The organism is Salinivibrio sp. HTSP (genome assembly GCF_003390965.1).
Taxonomy (GTDB): domain Bacteria; phylum Pseudomonadota; class Gammaproteobacteria; order Enterobacterales; family Vibrionaceae; genus Salinivibrio; species Salinivibrio kushneri.
This window is the reverse complement of the sequence record NZ_PXUD01000049.1, coordinates 14,031-31,939: the sequence shown is the minus strand read 5'-3', so window position 1 is coordinate 31,939 and position 17,909 is coordinate 14,031. Positions and strand designations below refer to the sequence as shown.

The 17,909-nt window shown below is 51.2% G+C and carries 11 protein-coding genes and 1 tRNA gene; 6 read left to right on the top strand and 6 right to left on the bottom strand.

Annotated features, from left to right (window positions below; translation table 11 throughout):
• Positions 1-32: 32 nt before the first annotated feature.
• Together ansA and sppA are read right to left on the bottom strand one after the other, a co-directional pair.
• The gene (ansA, locus tag C7A19_RS09980) at positions 33-1,046 is read right to left on the bottom strand and encodes an asparaginase (protein WP_069362070.1); all 1,014 of its coding nucleotides are present in this window, start codon (positions 1,044-1,046) and stop codon (positions 33-35) included.
• Positions 1,047-1,177: 131 nt separating this feature from the next.
• The gene (sppA, locus tag C7A19_RS09975; protein WP_077673762.1) at positions 1,178-3,064 is read right to left on the bottom strand and encodes a signal peptide peptidase SppA; all 1,887 of its coding nucleotides are present in this window, start codon (positions 3,062-3,064) and stop codon (positions 1,178-1,180) included.
• A 216-nt stretch (positions 3,065-3,280) separates the two neighbouring features.
• Here sppA and C7A19_RS09970 point away from each other — a divergent pair, with 216 nt between their 5' ends.
• The 3 genes from C7A19_RS09970 to C7A19_RS09960 all read left to right on the top strand — a co-directional run bounded on the left by C7A19_RS09970 (position 3,281) and on the right by C7A19_RS09960 (position 8,058).
• Positions 3,281-5,293 (top strand): NADPH-dependent 2,4-dienoyl-CoA reductase, encoded by a 2,013-nt coding sequence (locus C7A19_RS09970; protein WP_116644820.1) that lies wholly within the window; start codon positions 3,281-3,283, stop codon positions 5,291-5,293.
• 95 nt (positions 5,294-5,388) lie between these two features.
• Positions 5,389-5,937 (top strand): NAD(P)H nitroreductase, encoded by a 549-nt coding sequence (locus C7A19_RS09965; protein WP_116644819.1) that lies wholly within the window; start codon positions 5,389-5,391, stop codon positions 5,935-5,937.
• A 117-nt stretch (positions 5,938-6,054) separates the two neighbouring features.
• Positions 6,055-8,058 carry a DNA topoisomerase III gene (locus C7A19_RS09960; RefSeq protein ID WP_116644818.1) on the top strand — a complete coding sequence of 668 codons (2,004 nt, stop codon included), beginning with the start codon at positions 6,055-6,057 and terminating at the stop codon, positions 8,056-8,058.
• An 88-nt stretch (positions 8,059-8,146) separates the two neighbouring features.
• Here C7A19_RS09960 and C7A19_RS09955 read toward each other — a convergent pair whose 3' ends face one another.
• A complete protein-coding gene (locus C7A19_RS09955) occupies positions 8,147-8,905 on the bottom strand; it encodes a sulfite exporter TauE/SafE family protein (RefSeq protein WP_116644817.1) in 759 nt (252 codons plus the stop codon).
• Positions 8,906-9,127: 222 nt separating this feature from the next.
• Here C7A19_RS09955 and C7A19_RS09950 point away from each other — a divergent pair, with 222 nt between their 5' ends.
• Positions 9,128-12,073 carry an EAL domain-containing protein gene (locus tag C7A19_RS09950; RefSeq protein ID WP_116644816.1) on the top strand — a complete coding sequence of 982 codons (2,946 nt, stop codon included), beginning with the start codon at positions 9,128-9,130 and terminating at the stop codon, positions 12,071-12,073.
• Between the two features lie 169 nt (positions 12,074-12,242).
• Complete coding sequence (locus C7A19_RS09945; protein ID WP_077521122.1) at positions 12,243-14,309, top strand: alpha-amylase; 2,067 nt, start codon at positions 12,243-12,245, stop codon at positions 14,307-14,309.
• Positions 14,310-14,369: 60 nt separating this feature from the next.
• On the opposite strand, the gene C7A19_RS09940 is transcribed toward C7A19_RS09945, so the two are convergent.
• From C7A19_RS09940 to C7A19_RS09930, 3 genes are all read right to left on the bottom strand, one after another.
• Positions 14,370-14,446 (bottom strand) — tRNA-Pro (locus tag C7A19_RS09940).
• Positions 14,447-14,581: 135 nt separating this feature from the next.
• Positions 14,582-16,459: a DUF3413 domain-containing protein gene (locus tag C7A19_RS09935; protein WP_069362014.1), complete on the bottom strand. Its 1,878-nt coding sequence runs from the start codon at positions 16,457-16,459 to the stop codon at positions 14,582-14,584.
• A gap of 42 nt (positions 16,460-16,501) precedes the next feature.
• On the bottom strand, positions 16,502-16,720 hold the full coding sequence (locus C7A19_RS09930; RefSeq protein ID WP_069362013.1) for a YejL family protein: 219 nt from the start codon (positions 16,718-16,720) through the stop codon (positions 16,502-16,504).
• Between the two features lie 77 nt (positions 16,721-16,797).
• On the opposite strand from C7A19_RS09930, the gene yejK reads away from it, so the two are divergent.
• Positions 16,798-17,817, top strand: a complete 1,020-nt coding sequence (gene yejK / locus C7A19_RS09925) for a nucleoid-associated protein YejK (protein WP_116644815.1) — start codon at positions 16,798-16,800, stop codon at positions 17,815-17,817.
• Positions 17,818-17,909 lie beyond the last annotated feature (92 nt).

The window sequence follows — 17,909 nt, the reverse complement described above, 5'->3', positions numbered from 1 at the left end:
ACACACTGAAAGATTCGTGAAACAGTAACAAGCTAGTAGTAACTGAGTTCTCCGCGGAGATCTTTTTGTACCAAGGTACGCAGGGTCTCAAACGGCAAGGACTGACTCAGCAGGAAATGAAGCTTTGCCAACGCCGCCTCTGGCGTCATGTCATAGCCGCTCAACACACCGGCATCAGCCAATGCACAGCCTGTTGCGTAGCCGCCCATATTCACGCGTCCTGCCAAACATTGGGTCAAGTTAAGCACCAAGACACCCCGATCGGTGGCCTGTTTGAGCAAGTCCAGCAGTTCGGGGTGCTGAGGCGCGTTGCCCACCCCAAAGGTTAACAAAATCATGGCATTCACTGGCTGCTTGAGTGCGTTTCTTACCACGTCCGGTGAGATGCCGGGATACATCATGATCACTGCAACCGGTTGATCATTGATGGTATGCACCTTAAAAGGGCCGGCGGAAGGCTGGTTGAGCTTATCTGCTTTTACTTCGATATGAATGCCGGCTTCAAGCAGCGCAGGCAGGTTAGGCGAAGTAAAGGCATTAAAGCCATCGGCATGGGATTTGGTGCTGCGATTACCACGTAATAACTGATTATTGAAAAACAAAGTGACCTCATTCACCGGATAGTTAGCGGCAATATGAAGGGCATTGAGTAGGTTGGCTTGCCCGTCTGAGCGCAACTCTGCAATCGGAATTTGCGAGCCGGTCACGATCACGGGTTTTTCTAGGTTTTCCAGCATGAACGACAGGGCTGACGCAGTGTAAGCCATGGTGTCGGTACCATGTAAGATCACAAAGCCATCGTACTTGTGATAATTGTCGCCAATATCGTCCGCAATCCGTTGCCAATCCGTTGGCGTCATATCCGATGAATCAATGAGTGGTTGGTACTCATGAATAGTAAAAAGCGGCATTTCTGGACGATGGAATTCGGGCATCTTCTCCAACTGTTGTTGCAGAAAACCAGACACAGGGACATACCCATGATCGGACTTTTGCATGCCGATCGTGCCACCCGTGTAAGCGATATAAATGTGTTTACGTTCCATCATGTCAAATCTGCATTAAATGAGCGTGAGCACAGTATACATGTAACGATTACATCGATAACACCGAGCGACACACAGAATAGAAGAAAAACAGGAAAAAGCCCTGACTGTAGGGTCAGGGCGAGTCGATTTTATTGGTATTGACAGTTCAAGCAGAATAAGTAACGCCCTTGGGGGTCGTTGAATTTTTCCAACAAGGTCAATGACTGCCACTGTGGTGACGACGCCAGTTGTTGAGCGATCGATGGCATGCTCGCCTGGACGGTTTTGCCAAGCACACTCGCACCTTGTCCGAGCACGTCGTTAATAAATTGCTCAAAGGGAGTGAGTGGCTGTTGCATCCAATCGAGCTGGTAGTCCTCAATCTCTGCGAGATCGGCGGCTGTTGATACCGCATCGTCAAAGTCACCCAGCTTATCCACTAAGCCGAGGTTCAGGGCGTCTTGTCCCGTCCAGACGCGGCCTTGCGCGACCTGATCGGCTTCTTCCATCGACATATTGCGGTGGTGACTGACGACCGAGAGGAAGCGGTGATAACCGTGCTCAATGCCAAGTTGCATGATGTCTCCCACCTCGTCAGGGAGCGCACGAGTCAGTCCCACACCGGCAAACGGCGTGGTGCCGACACCATCAGACTGCACGCCGAGATCATCCAGCGTGTTCTCAAAGGTGGTGAATAGGCTGAAAATGCCAATCGAACCTGTGATCGTGGTAGGTTGGGCAATGATTTTATCGGCACTGGCCGATAGCCAATATCCCCCCGAGGCGGCCACGCTCGACATCGATACCACGACAGGTTTGCCGGCCTCACGTAATGCGTCTACCTCATTGCGAATGACTTCAGAGGCGAAAGCGCTGCCACCCGGGCTATCAACACGCAGCACGACGGCTTTAACACTGTTGTCTAGGCGCGCATCGCGAAGCATTGCCGCGGTGGTATCGCCACCCACCGTCCCCGGACGTTGATGTCCGTCCATGATGGGGCCGCTGGCGACGACGACAGCAATGTTATTGTTGCCCGGCAAGCTAAAGCCACTTTGTATCTTCGGCAGGTAATCGTAATAACCTGTGTATTCAAAGCTGTCTTTGCCATCGCTCCCGAACTTATCGGCGAGATAGCGACGGATTTGCTGACGCGTCATTAATTTATCGACGATTCCAACGTCCTTAGACAATGCGGCGAAGTCACCCTCGAAACGGCGTAATCGCGTGAGCAGTTGCTCAGCGCTGGGAGAGAGCATATCGGCTTGGATACCGCGGTTCTTGGCGACATCACTCACATACGCCTGCCACAGCTGAGACAGCCAGGCTTGATTCGCCTCGCGGGCGGCATCAGACATGTTGTTGCGCGTGTAAGGCTCGACAAACGATTTATAGGTCCCCACACGGAACACATGGGTAGAGACGTCCAACTTATCGAGTAAGTCTTTCCAATACAGATTGTAGCTACCATAGCCTTGCAGCATCACCATGCCATCAGGCGACATTAGCACCTCATCAGCATAGCTAGCTAAATAGTACTGACTTTGGCTATAGGTGCCGCCAATGGCGATCACGGGTTTGCCGCTTTCTTTAAAGGTATTGATGGCTTTGGCGATATACCGCAGCTTGGTCAAGCTGGTGGACGGCATGTCGCCCAAGCTGAGCACAAGCCCATTGACCTGCTCGTCAGTGGCGGCATGGCGCACGGTGTCGACAATGTCAAACAACACATTTTCACGCTCAACCGGTTGACCGAGCGCGTTGCGCGATAGCGTATCAATTGGGCTAATACGTTGACGCTGCTCAACAATCGGGCCATCAATGTTCAGCAAGAGGGCGCGTGGCTCGGGCTCAGATTGAGCGACCTTGACCGATTCAGCGTCTTTTGGCGTCAAGGGGGTTTCCGACGTCAGCGCAAAGTAGATGGCAACAATGACGCCTATGAAAAGGACGTTTAACAAAAGCTGCCGCGCGAAACTGAGCGCACGCCACAGCCATTTAAAAAGGGATGCAATAAAGCGGAACAGTTTTTTCATACTTGAGTCCATCGGTGCATGTCGCTGATATCCTAGCTGATCAGAGCCAAGAGCGATAGGTGCGAGCGATTATCGATATACGCCAATACTGGGTGAAAGTCCTACCCAGATCATAAATCGCGATACCATGTTGCTAACTTGTAAACGAATGTTTGAAATCACGTGTCTGTCAGCGCTATAGTCTGGTCAGACCACAAAACAATAAGTGAGCAAGCAATGGAACAGCACCCTTATCCCCACATGCTAGCCCCCCTCGATCTTGGGTTTACCACCCTAAAAAATCGCGTGCTAATGGGCTCTATGCATACTGGGCTTGAAGAAGCAAACGATGGTTTTAAAAAGCTAGCGGCCTTCTACGCCGAGCGTGCGAAAGGCGATGTAGGGTTGATTGTGACGGGTGGCTTCTCGCCCAATTTTCGCGGTCGCTTGACGCCATTTAGCGCCCAGTTTAGCTCTGGACGCGCGGCACGTGCACATCGTGCCATTACGGAAGCGGTTCATGCTCATGGCGGGAAAATTGCGCTTCAGCTTTTGCATGCGGGACGTTATGCCTTTCATCCGTTCGCGCAAAGTGCATCAGCCATTCGCGCCCCCATCAGTAAATTTACTCCGTTTGAAATGAGTGAGCGGGCGATTTGGCGTACCATTAAAGCGTTTGGGCGTAGTGCTGCGCTTGCCCGCGAAGCGGGCTATGATGGCGTTGAGATCATGGGGTCGGAAGGCTACCTCATTAACCAATTTTTCTGTCACCGCGCCAACCGTCGTTACGACCAGTGGGGCGGAACGGTTGAAAATCGAATGCGCTTTGCCGTTGAAGTGATGCGCGCGGTGCGTCAGGCCGCTGGCGATGACTTTATCGTGATATTCCGCCTATCGATGCTGGATTTGGTTGAGCAAGGCAATACCTTCGAGGATGTGGTTGCCTTAGCGAAGGGCCTTGAACAAGCGGGCGTGACCATTATCAATACGGGGATCGGTTGGCATGAAGCCCGTGTACCCACCATTGCTACTCAGGTACCACGAGGTGCGTTTAGCTGGGTGACGGAAAAATTAAAAGGTGAAGTGTCGGTGCCCTTGGTGACCTGTAACCGCATTAATACGCCTGAGGTCGCTGAATCGATTTTGGCCAGCGGGCAGGCGGATATGGTGTCGATGGCGCGACCCTTTTTGGCCGACGCTGAGTTTGTCGCCAAGGCCAAGGCGGGGCAGCCGGATGATATTAATACCTGTATTGCTTGTAACCAAGCCTGTCTTGATCACGTATTTAAAGGAAAACGGGCAAGTTGCTTGGTGAACCCGAAAGCCTGTTACGAAACCGAACTGATCGCCACACCGGTCCGGCAAGTGAAACAGGTGGCGGTGATTGGGGGTGGCATGGCAGGGATTAGCTGTGCCACCGAGGCGGCCGAACGCGGCCACGATGTGACCTTGTTCGAAAAGTCGGATCGTCTAGGCGGGCAATTCAATTTGGCGATGGCCATTCCAGGAAAAGAAGAGTTTAAAGAAACGATTCGCTATTACCTCCGAAGGTTGGAAAAAGCGGGAGTGACAGTCAAACTCAATCAAACAGTGGATGTGGATACATTAAGTGCCTTTGATGACGTTGTGGTGGCGACAGGGGTGAAACCGCGCCGCCCTGCGATTGAAGGGATCGAGCATCCAAAGGTGATTGACTACCAAACCTTTATTCGTGACAACCCGGCCTTGGGTAGCCATGTCGCGATTATCGGCGCGGGAGGCATTGGAGTGGATGTTGCCACCATGATCACCGAGCCCAAGGATCAAAGCTTGGATGATTGGCTCAAAGAGTGGGGCATCGATAAAACCATTAGCCACGAAGGCGGCTTGTATCCTGGCCATGAGACCCATAGCGATAAGCAGGTTTGGGTATTACAGCGCCGAGAAGGCCGAGTTGGCAAAGGGCCGGGCAAAACCACTGGCTGGATCCATCGTAAAACCTTGCAAAAACGGGGCGTGAATCTTGTGGGGGGGGTGACCTATCACAAAATTGATGATGAGGGACTACATGTGAGTATCAAAGACGAGGCGCACTTGATTCCTGCCACTCAGATCATCTTGTGTGCCGGGCAAGAGTCGGTTAATCAGCTTGCAGAGCAGTTGAAACAAGCTAATCTGTCCTATCACTTAATTGGTGGGGCAGAGCATGCGGGCGAGCTTGATGCGAAGCGTGCGATTCGCCAAGGGATTGAAACGGCGTTGGCGCTCTAAATCCATACACTTTGCACGATTTTATCCGTTTCAGGCTGTGTTAACCTGTGATCACCGAGTTATACATGGCCGTTTAACGGTAAAAAGGATGAATCATGGACGCACTTGAATTGCTCTTACAGCGCCGCTCGATACCGCGTCTCGCCGCGCCCGCACCGAGCGGTGACGTGCTTGAAAACATTATTCAAGCAGGGCTGCGCGCCCCTGATCATGGCGCGTTGACGCCGTGGCAATTTGTGATCTGCGAAGGTGAGGGGCTCACCCGGCTTTCCACTATTCTTGCCGACGCCGCACAAACCAATGGCGCGGATGAGGCGGCGGTTGAAAAAGCGCGTAACGCCCCGCTTCGAGCGCCTATGGTGGTGGCAGTGATTGCCCGCACGCGTCCGCACGATAAGGTTCCTACCATTGAGCAACATATTTCGGCGGGATGTGCCACACAAGCGATGCAAATGGCCGCTGTCGCGCAGGGCTTTCAAGGGTTTTGGCGCACTGGCGCGTTTGCTTATCATCCTGCTGTGCGCGAAGCGCTGTCGGTAGAAGGTGACGATCAGATTGTCGGCTTTTTATACTTGGGGACGCCTGATTGCGCACCAGCTAATGCTCCGAAGCGTGAATCCAGTAAGTTTGTGACCTACCTGTAAACTAGGATAAATCGCGTTTACCTCGAAAAAAAACCTGTGCATATGTACAGGTTTTTTATTGCGCCCTGATCGGCCTTTGCATACCATGCGCTCAGCGACGGTTAAAAAGGCTTTGTCATGGCACGATTGTTTATAGCGGAAAAACCCAGTCTCGGGCGCGCGATTGCGGCGGGACTGCCTAAACCGCACAAAAATCACAAAGGGTACATCGAGACCGCTCAAGGCGATGTAGTGACCTGGTGTATCGGCCATTTGTTAGAGCAGGTTGAGCCGGATGCGTATGACAGCCGCTATAAAAAGTGGGATCTGGCTGATCTGCCGATTGTGCCTGAAAAATGGCAGCTCCGTCCTCGTCAAGCCGCCGCGGCGCAACTGGCTGTCGTCAAAAAACTGATCAAGCAGTTTGATCAACTGGTGCACGCGGGTGATCCCGATCGAGAGGGACAGTTGTTGGTTGATGAAGTGATTGACTACGCCAAGGTCAGTGCCAACAAAAAAGCTAACATTAAGCGCCTTTTAATCAGTGACTTAAACCTTTCTGCGGTGAAGAAAGCCCTCGCGCAACTGCAAGATAACAAAGCCTACATGCCACTGTCCGTATCGGCTTTAGCGCGTTCACGCGCCGACTGGTTGTATGGAATGAATCTGTCTCGTGCCTATACCTTGTTAGGGAAACAGGCCGGCTACCAAGGCGTGTTATCGGTTGGACGTGTGCAAACGCCAGTGTTAGGACTGGTGGTGCGCCGTGATCAGGCGATAGACAGTTTTGTACCTCACCCGTTTTTTCAACTGGATGCGATCATTGCTCATCCAGAGGGAGAGATACGGGCACGTTGGCAGCCTAGTGAAGCGTGCGCAAAGTGGCAAGATGAACAGGGACGCGTCCTGTCTCGTCCCTTGGCAGAAAACGTCGCACAACGCATCGCAGGACAAACCGCGACCGTCACTGAAGCGGAGCGTCAGCAACGTAAACAGGCCGCGCCGTTGCCGTACAACTTGTCGGCACTACAAATTGACGCTTCAAAGCGGTTTGGTTTTAGTGCGCAAAAAGCACTGGATGTGTGCCAACAGCTTTACGAACGCCACAAACTGATCACTTATCCGCGCTCAGACTGTCGCTATTTGCCCAAAGGCCACTTCGCCGAGGCGAATAAGATACTCGGTGCCATCAAGCAAGGCTGTGAGACGCTTAGCCAGGCATGTGAGGGGGCTGATGCTAAGCGCAAAGGGAAGGCATGGAACGACAGTAAAGTAGGGGCTCACCATGCGATTATTCCTACGGCGAAAGTCGCGCCGACAAGCTTGTCAGCCGATGAAGCCAAGGTTTATCAGCTCATCGCGCGCCAATACGTGATGCAGTTTTACCCGGCCGCTGAATACGCAGAAGGGAAGCTCATCTTTGATATCGCAGGTGGGTGTTTTATTGCCAAAGGGAAGGTGCTGACGCATGCCGGCTGGCGTGCTTTGTTGCCGACAAATAACACCGCAGATAGCGACGCGGCCCCCTTGCCACTAATGGAGAAAGGCGAACAAGGACGCTGTGAACGCGGTGAGATTAAAGATTGCATGACAGAGCCGCCGGCGGCGTTTACGGAATCCACGCTGCTGCAGGCGATGACAGGCATTGGTCGCTATGTACAAAACAAAGCGCTGAAAGAGATATTGCGCGAGACCGACGGCTTAGGCACTGAAGCCACCCGTGCCGGTATTATTGAGTTATTGGTGAAACGTGGCTTATTAACGCGGCAAGGAAAAACTTTGCACGCTAGCGCCAGTGGTAAAGGGCTTATCGCGGCGCTGCCAGACAGTGCCACCTATCCGGATATGACCGCCGATTGGGAGCGGCAACTGCAAGATATGGCGGATCGTCAGTGTGCGTATCACCCTTTTATGCAAGAATTAACGGCACAAGTGACAGGCTTAATTGAAACCGTAAAAACATCGCCCCCACCGGCCTCGTTAAGCGATTTGCCAGCCGCCCCCACTAAATCGTTCGCGCGTAAAGGGCGGCGCACGTCCGGCTACCGAAAACGGACAGCGAAAGCAAAGCCGGCGGCTAATACAAAGTCAACGGCGACATCAGCGCGCGCCACGAAAGCGAGACGCAAAGCCGCAAAATAATGTTGTTGGAGCGGTACGCCATATTACCACCAGTATGGCGACAGCTTGCATGTGAAGCATGTGGCGAGCAAACGTACAAGGTGACCTGTTAGAACGCATAAGCGGCAATACAGCCAACCAGTGTCATCACAAACAGGAAGCCTTTAAGCACCTTGGGGTTAGCTGAAATGGCAAAGCGAACGGCCACTCGTGCGCCCAACATGGTGCCAATGGCTAAAATCAGCCCTGGTACCCAGCGCACCAGATCATCGGCAATAAACACCACTAAAGATAAGCTGGTGAAGGCGAGCGTACAGGCCAGCTTGAGCGCATTGCCACGCACTAGATCATAGTGCAGTGTACCGCACAGGGCTGCCAGTAGTACAAATCCTACCCCGGCTTGCACGAAGCCGCCATAGAAGCCTGCCAGCAAGAGACCCAACCAAGCCATGGGGGTATCTTTAACGCGCTTCGTGGGTGTTCCCTCTGGAGGGTCAAAGGTCGCGGGTTTGATCAGCATTACTAGCGTCATGGTCAGCAAAGTGCCAAGCAACAAGGGTTTCACCCAGCTTGCCGGTAGCCAAGCAGCAGCTAATGCGCCGCAAAGGCCACCGAGTAAATTGGGGAGTAAAACGGGGATAATGTCTTGTGTCTCCAACTTATTGTGGTGGCGAAAGCCTGACATGCCAGATACACACTGTAACCACACTGCCACGCGATTGGTGGCATTGGCGACATCAGCCGGCATGCCCATCACCATTAACGCAGGTAAGGTCAAGTTCGAGCCACCGCCCGCCAATGTATTAATGATCCCCGCGATCAGTCCTAAGCTGACCAGTAGCAGACCATACTCGAGGGTCATTGCCATGCACACTCCTTGTTTTGCATCGCTGCGTTGGTGTGGTTACCTTGAGTGAAAGGGGTAACCGCTTGATAGAAAAGCCCCATCAAGCATACTGTTTATGCGCAATGTTGTGAAACCTAATAGTAATACTGGCGAATCTGTTCACGCCCTTTATAATCACGTCCTACACCTGAAGTTTGGTTATTTTCGCCCTATTAGTCCTGCGAAATAAGGTTATATCACGTCATGCAGCAAGCTGTTCCATCCGCGCTTGATAAAGTTGCGCGCCGCTCCGCGCGAGTGGGGTTTGTTTATAATGTGCTTATTTCCATCATGGTCTTTGCTTTCTCTGTGGTCTCGGTGGAGTTTTGGCTTTACCAGCAAGCGCATGACCAAGAGGTGAAAGAAGTGCAACGTGCGCTGCTGGCCTATCGCTCTCGTATTGAGCTGAAAGTGACACAGAATTTGGATTTAAGCCACGGGCTTGCCACCTACATCAGCCTTAATCCGGATTTGGACCAAAAGGATTTTTCCCGCTTTGCCGGCCAGCTTAGAGATAAAACGCCCCATATTCTTAATTTTGGCGCGGCGCGAAACTGGGTGATCAGTCACGTTTATCCCAATACACTCGAGGACTCGGTATTGGGCGCTGATTATCGTGATCTTCCCGAGCAACTAGAGAGTGTTCGTGCCGCCTATGGCTCGAGGCAGCCGGTCATCTCTGGCCCTGTTGAGCTTATACAAGGCGGGACGGCGTTGATTGCCAGGCAGTCAATCGTTAACCAAAACACCGGTCTGCCTTGGGGGGTGTTATCCACGGTGTTAGATATTGATGGTTTGTTCTCCGCCAGTTTTAAGCAAGGCGAAAACTATCCTGTCCGCGCGGTATTACAAGAAAAACGCGAATCAGAATCAGTATTCACGACGGTTTATGGTGACACCTCAGTACTGAGCCAGTCGCCCGAGACGGTTACGGTCAATTTGCCGTCGGGGGATTGGCGTTTATTGGGCGTACCGCAATCGGGGTGGAAAGGGTTGCATCCTCACCCCACGGTCTGGGTTGTGGGTACAATTATTTTGCTTTTTTGGCTGGGTGGCCTGTATGGCCGTTACAATGCGGGGCGCAGTTTTGCCCAATCGATCGGGCGTGTGGTGGATGATAGCTACCGCTTTAGAAGCATTTTTAAACGTCACGATGCGGTGATGATGCTCCTCGATGCGAAAACGGGCGATATTCTTGATGCCAATGATAGTGCGCAGCAGTTCTATGGCTATGACCATGCTGCTCTAACGTCGATGCAGATCAGTGATATCAATACCCAAACCGATAGTGTCCTCAGAGAAAGCCTCTCGCAGGCACAACAGCGCGCGAAAAATTGTTTTATCTTCTCACATCGGCTTAAAAGTGGTGAGGTGCGGCAAGTGGAAGTTCATTCTTCACCGATCACCATTGGTCATGCCAAGCTGCTTTTTTCTGTGATTCATGATGTGTCAGAACGTCTTGAAGTAGAGAGAAAGCTGATGCTGAATGCAAAAATTTTCGAGCAGTCCAGTGAAGGGGTGCTGATTACCGATGCGACGGGAAGGATCGTGACGGTAAATGGTGGCTTTAGTGCGATTACCGGGTATCATGAGGAAGAAGTGCTTGGTGCCACGCCGGCCATTTTGAACTCTGGACGTCATGACAAATCGTTTTTCGATGAAATGTGGCAACAAATCGCTGACCACGGACGGTGGAAAGGCGAAATCTGGAATCGACGCAAAGATGGCGTAGTGTACCCCCAGCTACTCTCTATCAGCGTGGTGAAAGATGAGGCTGATAATGTGGTTAATTATATTGGGGTGTTCTCGGATATCACCAAGCTTAAAGATTCAGAGAAAAAACTGATTGATTTAGCCCATTATGATTCGTTAACCGAGCTGCCGAATCGTCTGTTGTTAACGTCCCGCGTTCGTCAAGCGATGAATATGCAGTCCGTTCAGCGCAATCAGATCGCTTTGATGTTTCTGGATCTCGACCAATTTAAGTTCGTCAATGACAGCCATGGCCACGCGGTGGGCGATGAGTTGTTGAAGTTGGTGAGTGATCGCTTACATGGCTTGCTTGAGGAAGGCGACACCTTGGCACGTTTGGGGGGCGATGAGTTTGTCATTCTTCGTTTGATTCACACTGATGACACCGCGTGTATTCGCTTGTCAGAAGATGTGATCCATGCCATGAACCGTTTGTTTGTCCTCGATGGCGGCATTGATGCACAAATTGGGGTAAGCATAGGTATTGCGCAATACCCAGACGATACGTCAAGTACCGAAGAGCTCCTTACGTTCGCCGATTCAGCCATGTATCACGCCAAAAAGTCGGGCCGCAATACCTATGCGTTCTATGATGATGCGTTAACCATTAATGCCAACCATAAGCTACGTTTAGCGGTGGAGTTACGCCAATGTGTACAAAACAATGAACTGGCGCTTTATTATCAGCCACAAGTGGATCTGGTGACGGGGCAAATCATTGGTGTCGAGGCGTTACTGCGCTGGCATCATCCCGAACGTGGCTTGCTGTCTCCTATTCATTTTATCGAAGTCGCGGAAGAGCGCTCAATCATTCATGATATTACCCGGTGGGTGGTGGAAACCGGTTGCCAGCAATTAAAAGCGTGGCATGATGCGGGTGCGCCGATCTCCATGGCCGTAAACATCTCTCCCCGTAACATTGCTGACGTCACTTTTGTCCAAGTAGTGGCTGAGGCATTAGATAAAACCGGCGCGGATCCGCGCTTTTTAGAGTTAGAGATCACAGAAAATACCTTGATCGAAAACCAAGCCAATGCGTTACGTGTTCTCGAACAGTTGCGTGAAAAGGGGGTTGGGATAGCGATCGATGATTTTGGTACCGGCTATTCGTCCATGGCGTACCTAAAACGTTATCCGATCTCGAAGCTAAAAATTGACCGTCACTTTATCAAAGATATTCAAAGCCAATCGCCAGACGAAGAAGAGGTTGCCATTGTTTCAGCAATGATAGCGATGGCGGATAGTCTCGGGATCGGCGTGGTGGCGGAAGGGATTGAAACGCTACATCAACAAGCCATACTGCATGAGCTTGGCTGCACCTTTGGACAAGGTTATTTATATCGTCGTCCAGCCCCTGCTGCCGATATTGGCGAGCTTTTGGGTGTGGAGAATGATTGATGTTTCACCATGCTGTTGCTGATCAAACTGTTGCCGATTAAACAGAGCAATGACTGACTTGACTCATCCTTGGATGGTCATGGCTCACATTTTTAGGGCGCAGACGCAGGAATGATGTCAATCGCTTGCGGGTTTTTTACCCTAAAAGAAAATCGCAAGGAGCACGATCATGACCCCTGTATTTACTTGGCAGCGGCTCGCTATCGCGATAGCCGCGTCGCTCTCAATGACAGCCGCAGCCTCTCCTCATATCACGGTGACCACCTCAACCACACAAGCTGATAAACCACTTGATGTAGACGCACCAGCGGTCTTCGCATTGGGAAAGAACACTTACCAAATCACCGTGGATGGCGTTGAGGGGGACTGCCAAGCCGATACGCCAAACAAAGCCAAGTTTAATACGCCGATACCGCTTGAGTGCGATACGGCCAGCACCTTTGATCTCACCATTCGCTTTGCTGGTGACTATGGCTTTTATTATCAAGCGGATACGCGCACATTACGGGTAAAGCGTGAGCCAAAAAAGACGGCCTCGACCTTTAAGCGGCCTTTGCCAGATGTGCAATGCCAGCAGTATCAAGGCGGGCCGGTTACTCTGCAACTGGGCGATAGCTTTGCCGAAGGGACCCGTCTAAAAGAAGCGCTCAGTGGCCAGGTGGTGCGTGTAAAGGATCACAGTGTCACGCTGACGCCGGCACCGAACAGTGGTGGCTTGGTACTCTTAGCCCCGGTTGACGCGCCTTCTCCTACGTTTAGCTACCGGAATGCCAATATCTATTTTGTGATGGTGGACAGGTTTAATAATGGCGATCCGAGCAATGATCACAGTTATGGACGCCATCAAGATAACGCACAGAACATTGGCACCTTTCATGGCGGAGATCTGCAAGGGGTGATCGATAAACTGGATTATATCCAGTCGCTCGGCACAGATGTGATCTGGTTATCGCCGATCGTCGAGCAAGTCCATGGCTTTGTTGGCGGTGGGAGCAAGGGCAGCTTTCCTTTTTATGCCTATCATGGCTACTGGTCACGTGACTTTACCCAAGTAGACAAAAACTTTGGTGATGACACCGTACTCAAAACCCTCGTGGATGAAGCGCACCAGCGCGGCCTAAAAGTGTTTCTTGACGCTGTGGTTAACCACCCAGGTTATGCCACGCTCGCGGACTTACAACAAGATGGGATTAATGTCGTCAATGACGCTGAGTTGCCAGAAAAATGGCAAGATTGGCAGCCCGATAAGGGGCAAAGTTGGCATGACTTCCATCAGGCCATTGACTACAAGAGCACCCACTGGCACCAATGGTGGGGCAAAGACTGGGTGCGAGCTGGGTTACCTGGTTATGATCAGCCCGGCAGCAGTGATAAAACCCTGACACTGGCTGGGCTACCCGACTTTAAAACGGAATCCGATCAGCCAGTGACGCCACCGCAATGGTTGCTCAACAACCCAGGTACCCGCGTTGAAGCGCGCGATAACTATACCGTGAGTGATTACTTACTGGAATGGCAAACCCAATGGGTAGAGCGTTTCGGTATTGATGGCTTTCGGGTGGATACGGTCAAGCATGTTGATGGCGAAGTATGGCGAGCATTGAAATCGCAAGCCTCTGCGGCGTTAGAGACGTGGCGGCATCAGCATGGCAAAACGGGAGAGCCGTTTTGGATGATGGGAGAAGTGTGGGGCCACCGTGCTTATCGCAGCCCTTATTTTGACCAAGGCTTTGATGCCTTGATTAATTTCGATTTGCAAAAGCAGATGGACAAGGGAGCGTATTGCCTCAGTGAAATGCAAGACACTTATCAAGCGTATGCTGACACCATGGCAAAAGAGGGCGATTTCATTCCGGTAAGCTATATGTCGTCCCATGATACTGAGCTTTTTTTCAGTCGCTTTAAAGACGCCAGCATGCAGCGTGGTGCCGCTAACGCACTGTTGCTGGCGCCTGGTGCGGTACAAGTGTTCTATGGTGATGAAGTTGGGCGTGACTTGGGCCCTTACGGAGACGATTTCCATCAAGGTACCCGTTCAGACATGATATGGCAGCGCAATGATATGCAAACAGATTTGCTAAACCATTGGCGTAAAGTGGGCCAGTTTAGGCAAGATCATCCGGCGATTGGGGCAGGTACGCACCAAGTCATCCCCCAAGCGGGGGCCTATGTATTTTCTCGTCAACGCGGCGAAGATACCGTGGTTGCGGCATTTGTCGGGCGGCAAGCGAAGTAACCGCCTTTAATGCGCACACACGAAAAAACCCACCGTTCGATGAACGGCGGGCTTAAATATTGGTCGGTCTGACTGGATTTGAACCAGCGACCCCTGACACCCCATGACAGTGCGCTACCAGACTGCGCTACAGACCGACTAAGCGCTATATTACGAATCGGCCTAGTGGGTGTCAATTGCCAAGGGGCATTGTTTTTCGGTTTTTCAACCGTTTGGCTATTAAAGCGTCAACCCACCGTAGCGATGTGACATTTTACTCTGCCTCTTGCTCATCACGACGACGGCTCTTCGGGATAATAAAAGCGTTTCAGTTCATGCATCACTTGCATCAGCAGTGACAACTGCGGTTTCCCCTCTGGCAACGGTGTATAGTGCTTATCAAACACCTTATAGTTGCCAAACTTATCCACCACGGTGGTTTTTTGCGGTTGTACCACCACGATATCTCGGCTATCGCCGGCGAGCACCCACTTGCGTGGACGGTTTTTAAGCTCGAACAAGTTGGTTCCACTGCTATACGTCTCCGCCGGAGAGCTGACCGATAACATGGATTCCATCAATGTGGGGGCCACATCTAGGTGGCTACTATAATGCGCAGTTTGCTCCGCATTTTGGTTGGGCCAATGCATAATCATGGGCACTTGTAACTGATATCGGCTGTAGTTTGAGTTTGAGCCCCAACTGTTGAGCCCGGTTTCGTTAAATTCCATCCCGTGATTGGCGGTGATCATCACCACGGTATTGTCCAATTGCCCTGACTGGCCTAGGTGCTCAAGCAAGCGGCCAAGTTGGTCATCGACATAATGCGCGGCGTTGTTGTAGCTGTTTTTTAATACCAAGCTTGTCTGAGTATCGACCCCTGCCATGGCACTATCCAGTGCCGGTTGAAAAGGCTGTGGGTAGTCACCACCTTGCTCATATTCATTCACGGTTGCTAATTCTAGGTAACCAAACCATGGCTTGTCGGTTTCGCGACTTCCCAGCCAGTTTTGCATCGTGCTGACGGCCTCGGCATCGGCTTGCCAAGCGGGTTTGTCCGATTGACTATCGCGTTCAAGCGCTTGGCTGAAAATACTTTGATAATAAATGGGATTGGCAAAATGATCGCCACTAAACAACCCCAGTTGATAATCACGCTGTTTGAGTGTTTCTATCAGTACCGGACGCAGCCCCTCGGTACGGGCGCTTTGCGCATAACTGCCAGGCAAGCCGTAGAAAAAGCCAAACAACCCCGCCATGTCGTCATTGCTGCTGCTAAAGTGATTTTTAAACCACAGGTTTTGATTAGCAAACTGGTGGAGGTGAGGCATGGTGACTGGGTTTACCATATCCGCACGCAGTCCCTCTACCATCACCATCAGTAAGTTTTTCTGATATTTGTTGGCATCCGGTGCAAAGGCAAGCGGCTGAAGGGGGTACCGGATCACTTCGCTGGTTTCTTGTCCACGTTGTTCACGCAAACGTTGGTACTCTTGCCTGTCGAGCAAGCCGTACTTTTCCATAAAGGTTTTCGCGGTCATCGGATAGGAGACCGGGAAGGTAGAGCGCTGTGCGGTGACCGGGCTATATATGAAAGCGTCCGCCCAAATATGGATAAGATGGCTAGAGATAAAGCAAAGCGCAAAGACGGTAGCCACGGGGATACCAATCCGTTTACGCGTCAGTTTACGCAGTTTGCGCCACACCCATTCGGCAATAATCAACTCTAAGATAAAAATAGCAGGCACAGCAATAAACAAGTATTGCCAATGCGCATTCATATCGGTTTTTTCGCCGCTTAACAGCAGCTCCCACACCAGCGGGTTAAGGTGAAGGTGCAGGGTTTGGTAAGCGTAAATATCGAGCAGCAGCACCATCATCCCAACAGTGGCAACCAGTACGGCAAACAGCCGCATTAACCGCTGAGAGGGAATGAGAAAACTGGCCGGGAAAATAATCAGAATATAAAGCGCAAACACCAGAAAGCCAAAGTGTCCAACCCAGTTGAACACCAAGTAGCTTTGCCCTAATAGGGTTTCAGGCCATCCCGATTGGCTGATGTAGCGCGTGCCCAGCAACATAGCGGCAATGATGTTAAAAAAGCTAAACCAATGCCCCCAACTGATGAGCTGGGATACTTTGTCACGATACGATGTTCCGCTATCAACCATACAAATTTATTCTTCTCTTATTAGCGACTGCTGCTTTATGCATTATTGCTTATCGATAGATGCCATTAATGCCTGGGCAAACTTGTCGGCAAATGCCTGGCGTTGGGCGGCAGGGATATTGTGATTGAGGATGTTGGTGGCGACATTCCCGATCACCATCAGCGATAAATCTGTCGATGCATCGTGTTGCTCTAACACGTTGACAACATCGTTGATAATACGTTCCACTTGCTCGTCGTCATATTTTGAAGTTACAGGCATAAATTCGTCTTTTCTTCTTAAAACCAAAGCAGCGTATAATAACTCACACTTTAGTCTTACTGAAAATCTTTTCAATCATGACCCTCACGCTTTCTAACGTAATATTGCATCAAATCGTTAAGCAAGATGATGATTCGCTTAACGTTCACCTTCGAGACGGCCCGTTGCCGCTGACCGAGCAGACAGAAAGCCTGATGGGAGACATTCATCGGGTTTATCATGCAAAAGCAGGCAAAGGGTTTGCTTTGTTTGACACCGAGAGTGACTTCCAGCAGTGGTTAAAGGCTTATCGTACCGGTGGACTCGACTTTCAAGCCTTGTCCGAAAAAGCGGTGGAGCGCTTGCGTGCTGAACTAGCCAAATACCCTTTTGCCGATAACGGCACCCTGGTGATGGCGCACTATCGAGCGCTCGCGACGGATTATCTGTTTATCGGCGTGCTTGAGTCCAAGCACAGTTTACGCGTCACCGATGAATTGGAGGTAAATGCCACCGAGTATCTCGATGTGAGCAAGATGGATATCGCTGCGCGCATTGACTTATCGACGTGGGAGACGGACGCCGAGTCAAACCGTTACCTTTCCTTTATCAAAGGTCGCGTGGGGCGCAAAGTCGCTGATTTCTTCCTCGACTTTCTACAAGCGGAAGTGGGAATGGATAGCAAGCAGCAAAACCAGGTGCTGATGCAAGCGGTAGAAGACTACTGCGACGATGCTCGCCTCGACAAGGAAGAAAAGAATAACTATCGCAAACAAGTTTTTGATTATTGTAATGATCAGCTTAAAGCGGGCGATGAAGTGGTGGTGAAAGAGCTGGCCGGTGAACTGCCAGCGACGCCTGAAGGCACTGACTTTTATCAGTATGCTAACCAGCAAGGGTATGAGCTTGAAGAGCAGTTCCCGGCTGACAGAACCACGATGCGAAAGCTCACCAAGTTTGTCGGGGCCGGTGGCGGTTTGTCGGTAAACTTTGATGCCATGCTGTTGGGGGAACGTGTGTTTTATGATCCAGAGACAGATACGCTGACCATAAAAGGCACGCCGCCGAACTTGCGCGACCAGCTTCAGCGCCGCTTGTCGAGCCGAGATGACGACTAGCGTCTAAATCACTAACCTTGGTTGGGTCAGATTTATCTTGATGATAAAAAGCGGGACACCTGATGGTGTCCCGCTTGTTTCTTTACTTTGCC

What these genes read in the sequence shown, in the direction of transcription:
- ansA (WP_069362070.1), bottom strand. Translation starts at nt 1,046, where the DNA reads ATGGAACGTAAACACATTTATATCGCTTACACGGGTGGCACGATCGGC.
- sppA (WP_077673762.1), bottom strand. Translation starts at nt 3,064, where the DNA reads ATGAAAAAACTGTTCCGCTTTATTGCATCCCTTTTTAAATGGCTGTGG.
- C7A19_RS09970 (WP_116644820.1), top strand. Translation starts at nt 3,281, where the DNA reads ATGGAACAGCACCCTTATCCCCACATGCTAGCCCCCCTCGATCTTGGG.
- C7A19_RS09965 (WP_116644819.1), top strand. Translation starts at nt 5,389, where the DNA reads ATGGACGCACTTGAATTGCTCTTACAGCGCCGCTCGATACCGCGTCTC.
- C7A19_RS09960 (WP_116644818.1), top strand. Translation starts at nt 6,055, where the DNA reads ATGGCACGATTGTTTATAGCGGAAAAACCCAGTCTCGGGCGCGCGATT.
- C7A19_RS09955 (WP_116644817.1), bottom strand. Translation starts at nt 8,905, where the DNA reads ATGGCAATGACCCTCGAGTATGGTCTGCTACTGGTCAGCTTAGGACTG.
- C7A19_RS09950 (WP_116644816.1), top strand. Translation starts at nt 9,128, where the DNA reads ATGCAGCAAGCTGTTCCATCCGCGCTTGATAAAGTTGCGCGCCGCTCC.
- C7A19_RS09945 (WP_077521122.1), top strand. Translation starts at nt 12,243, where the DNA reads ATGACCCCTGTATTTACTTGGCAGCGGCTCGCTATCGCGATAGCCGCG.
- C7A19_RS09935 (WP_069362014.1), bottom strand. Translation starts at nt 16,459, where the DNA reads ATGGTTGATAGCGGAACATCGTATCGTGACAAAGTATCCCAGCTCATC.
- C7A19_RS09930 (WP_069362013.1), bottom strand. Translation starts at nt 16,720, where the DNA reads ATGCCTGTAACTTCAAAATATGACGACGAGCAAGTGGAACGTATTATC.
- yejK (WP_116644815.1), top strand. Translation starts at nt 16,798, where the DNA reads ATGACCCTCACGCTTTCTAACGTAATATTGCATCAAATCGTTAAGCAA.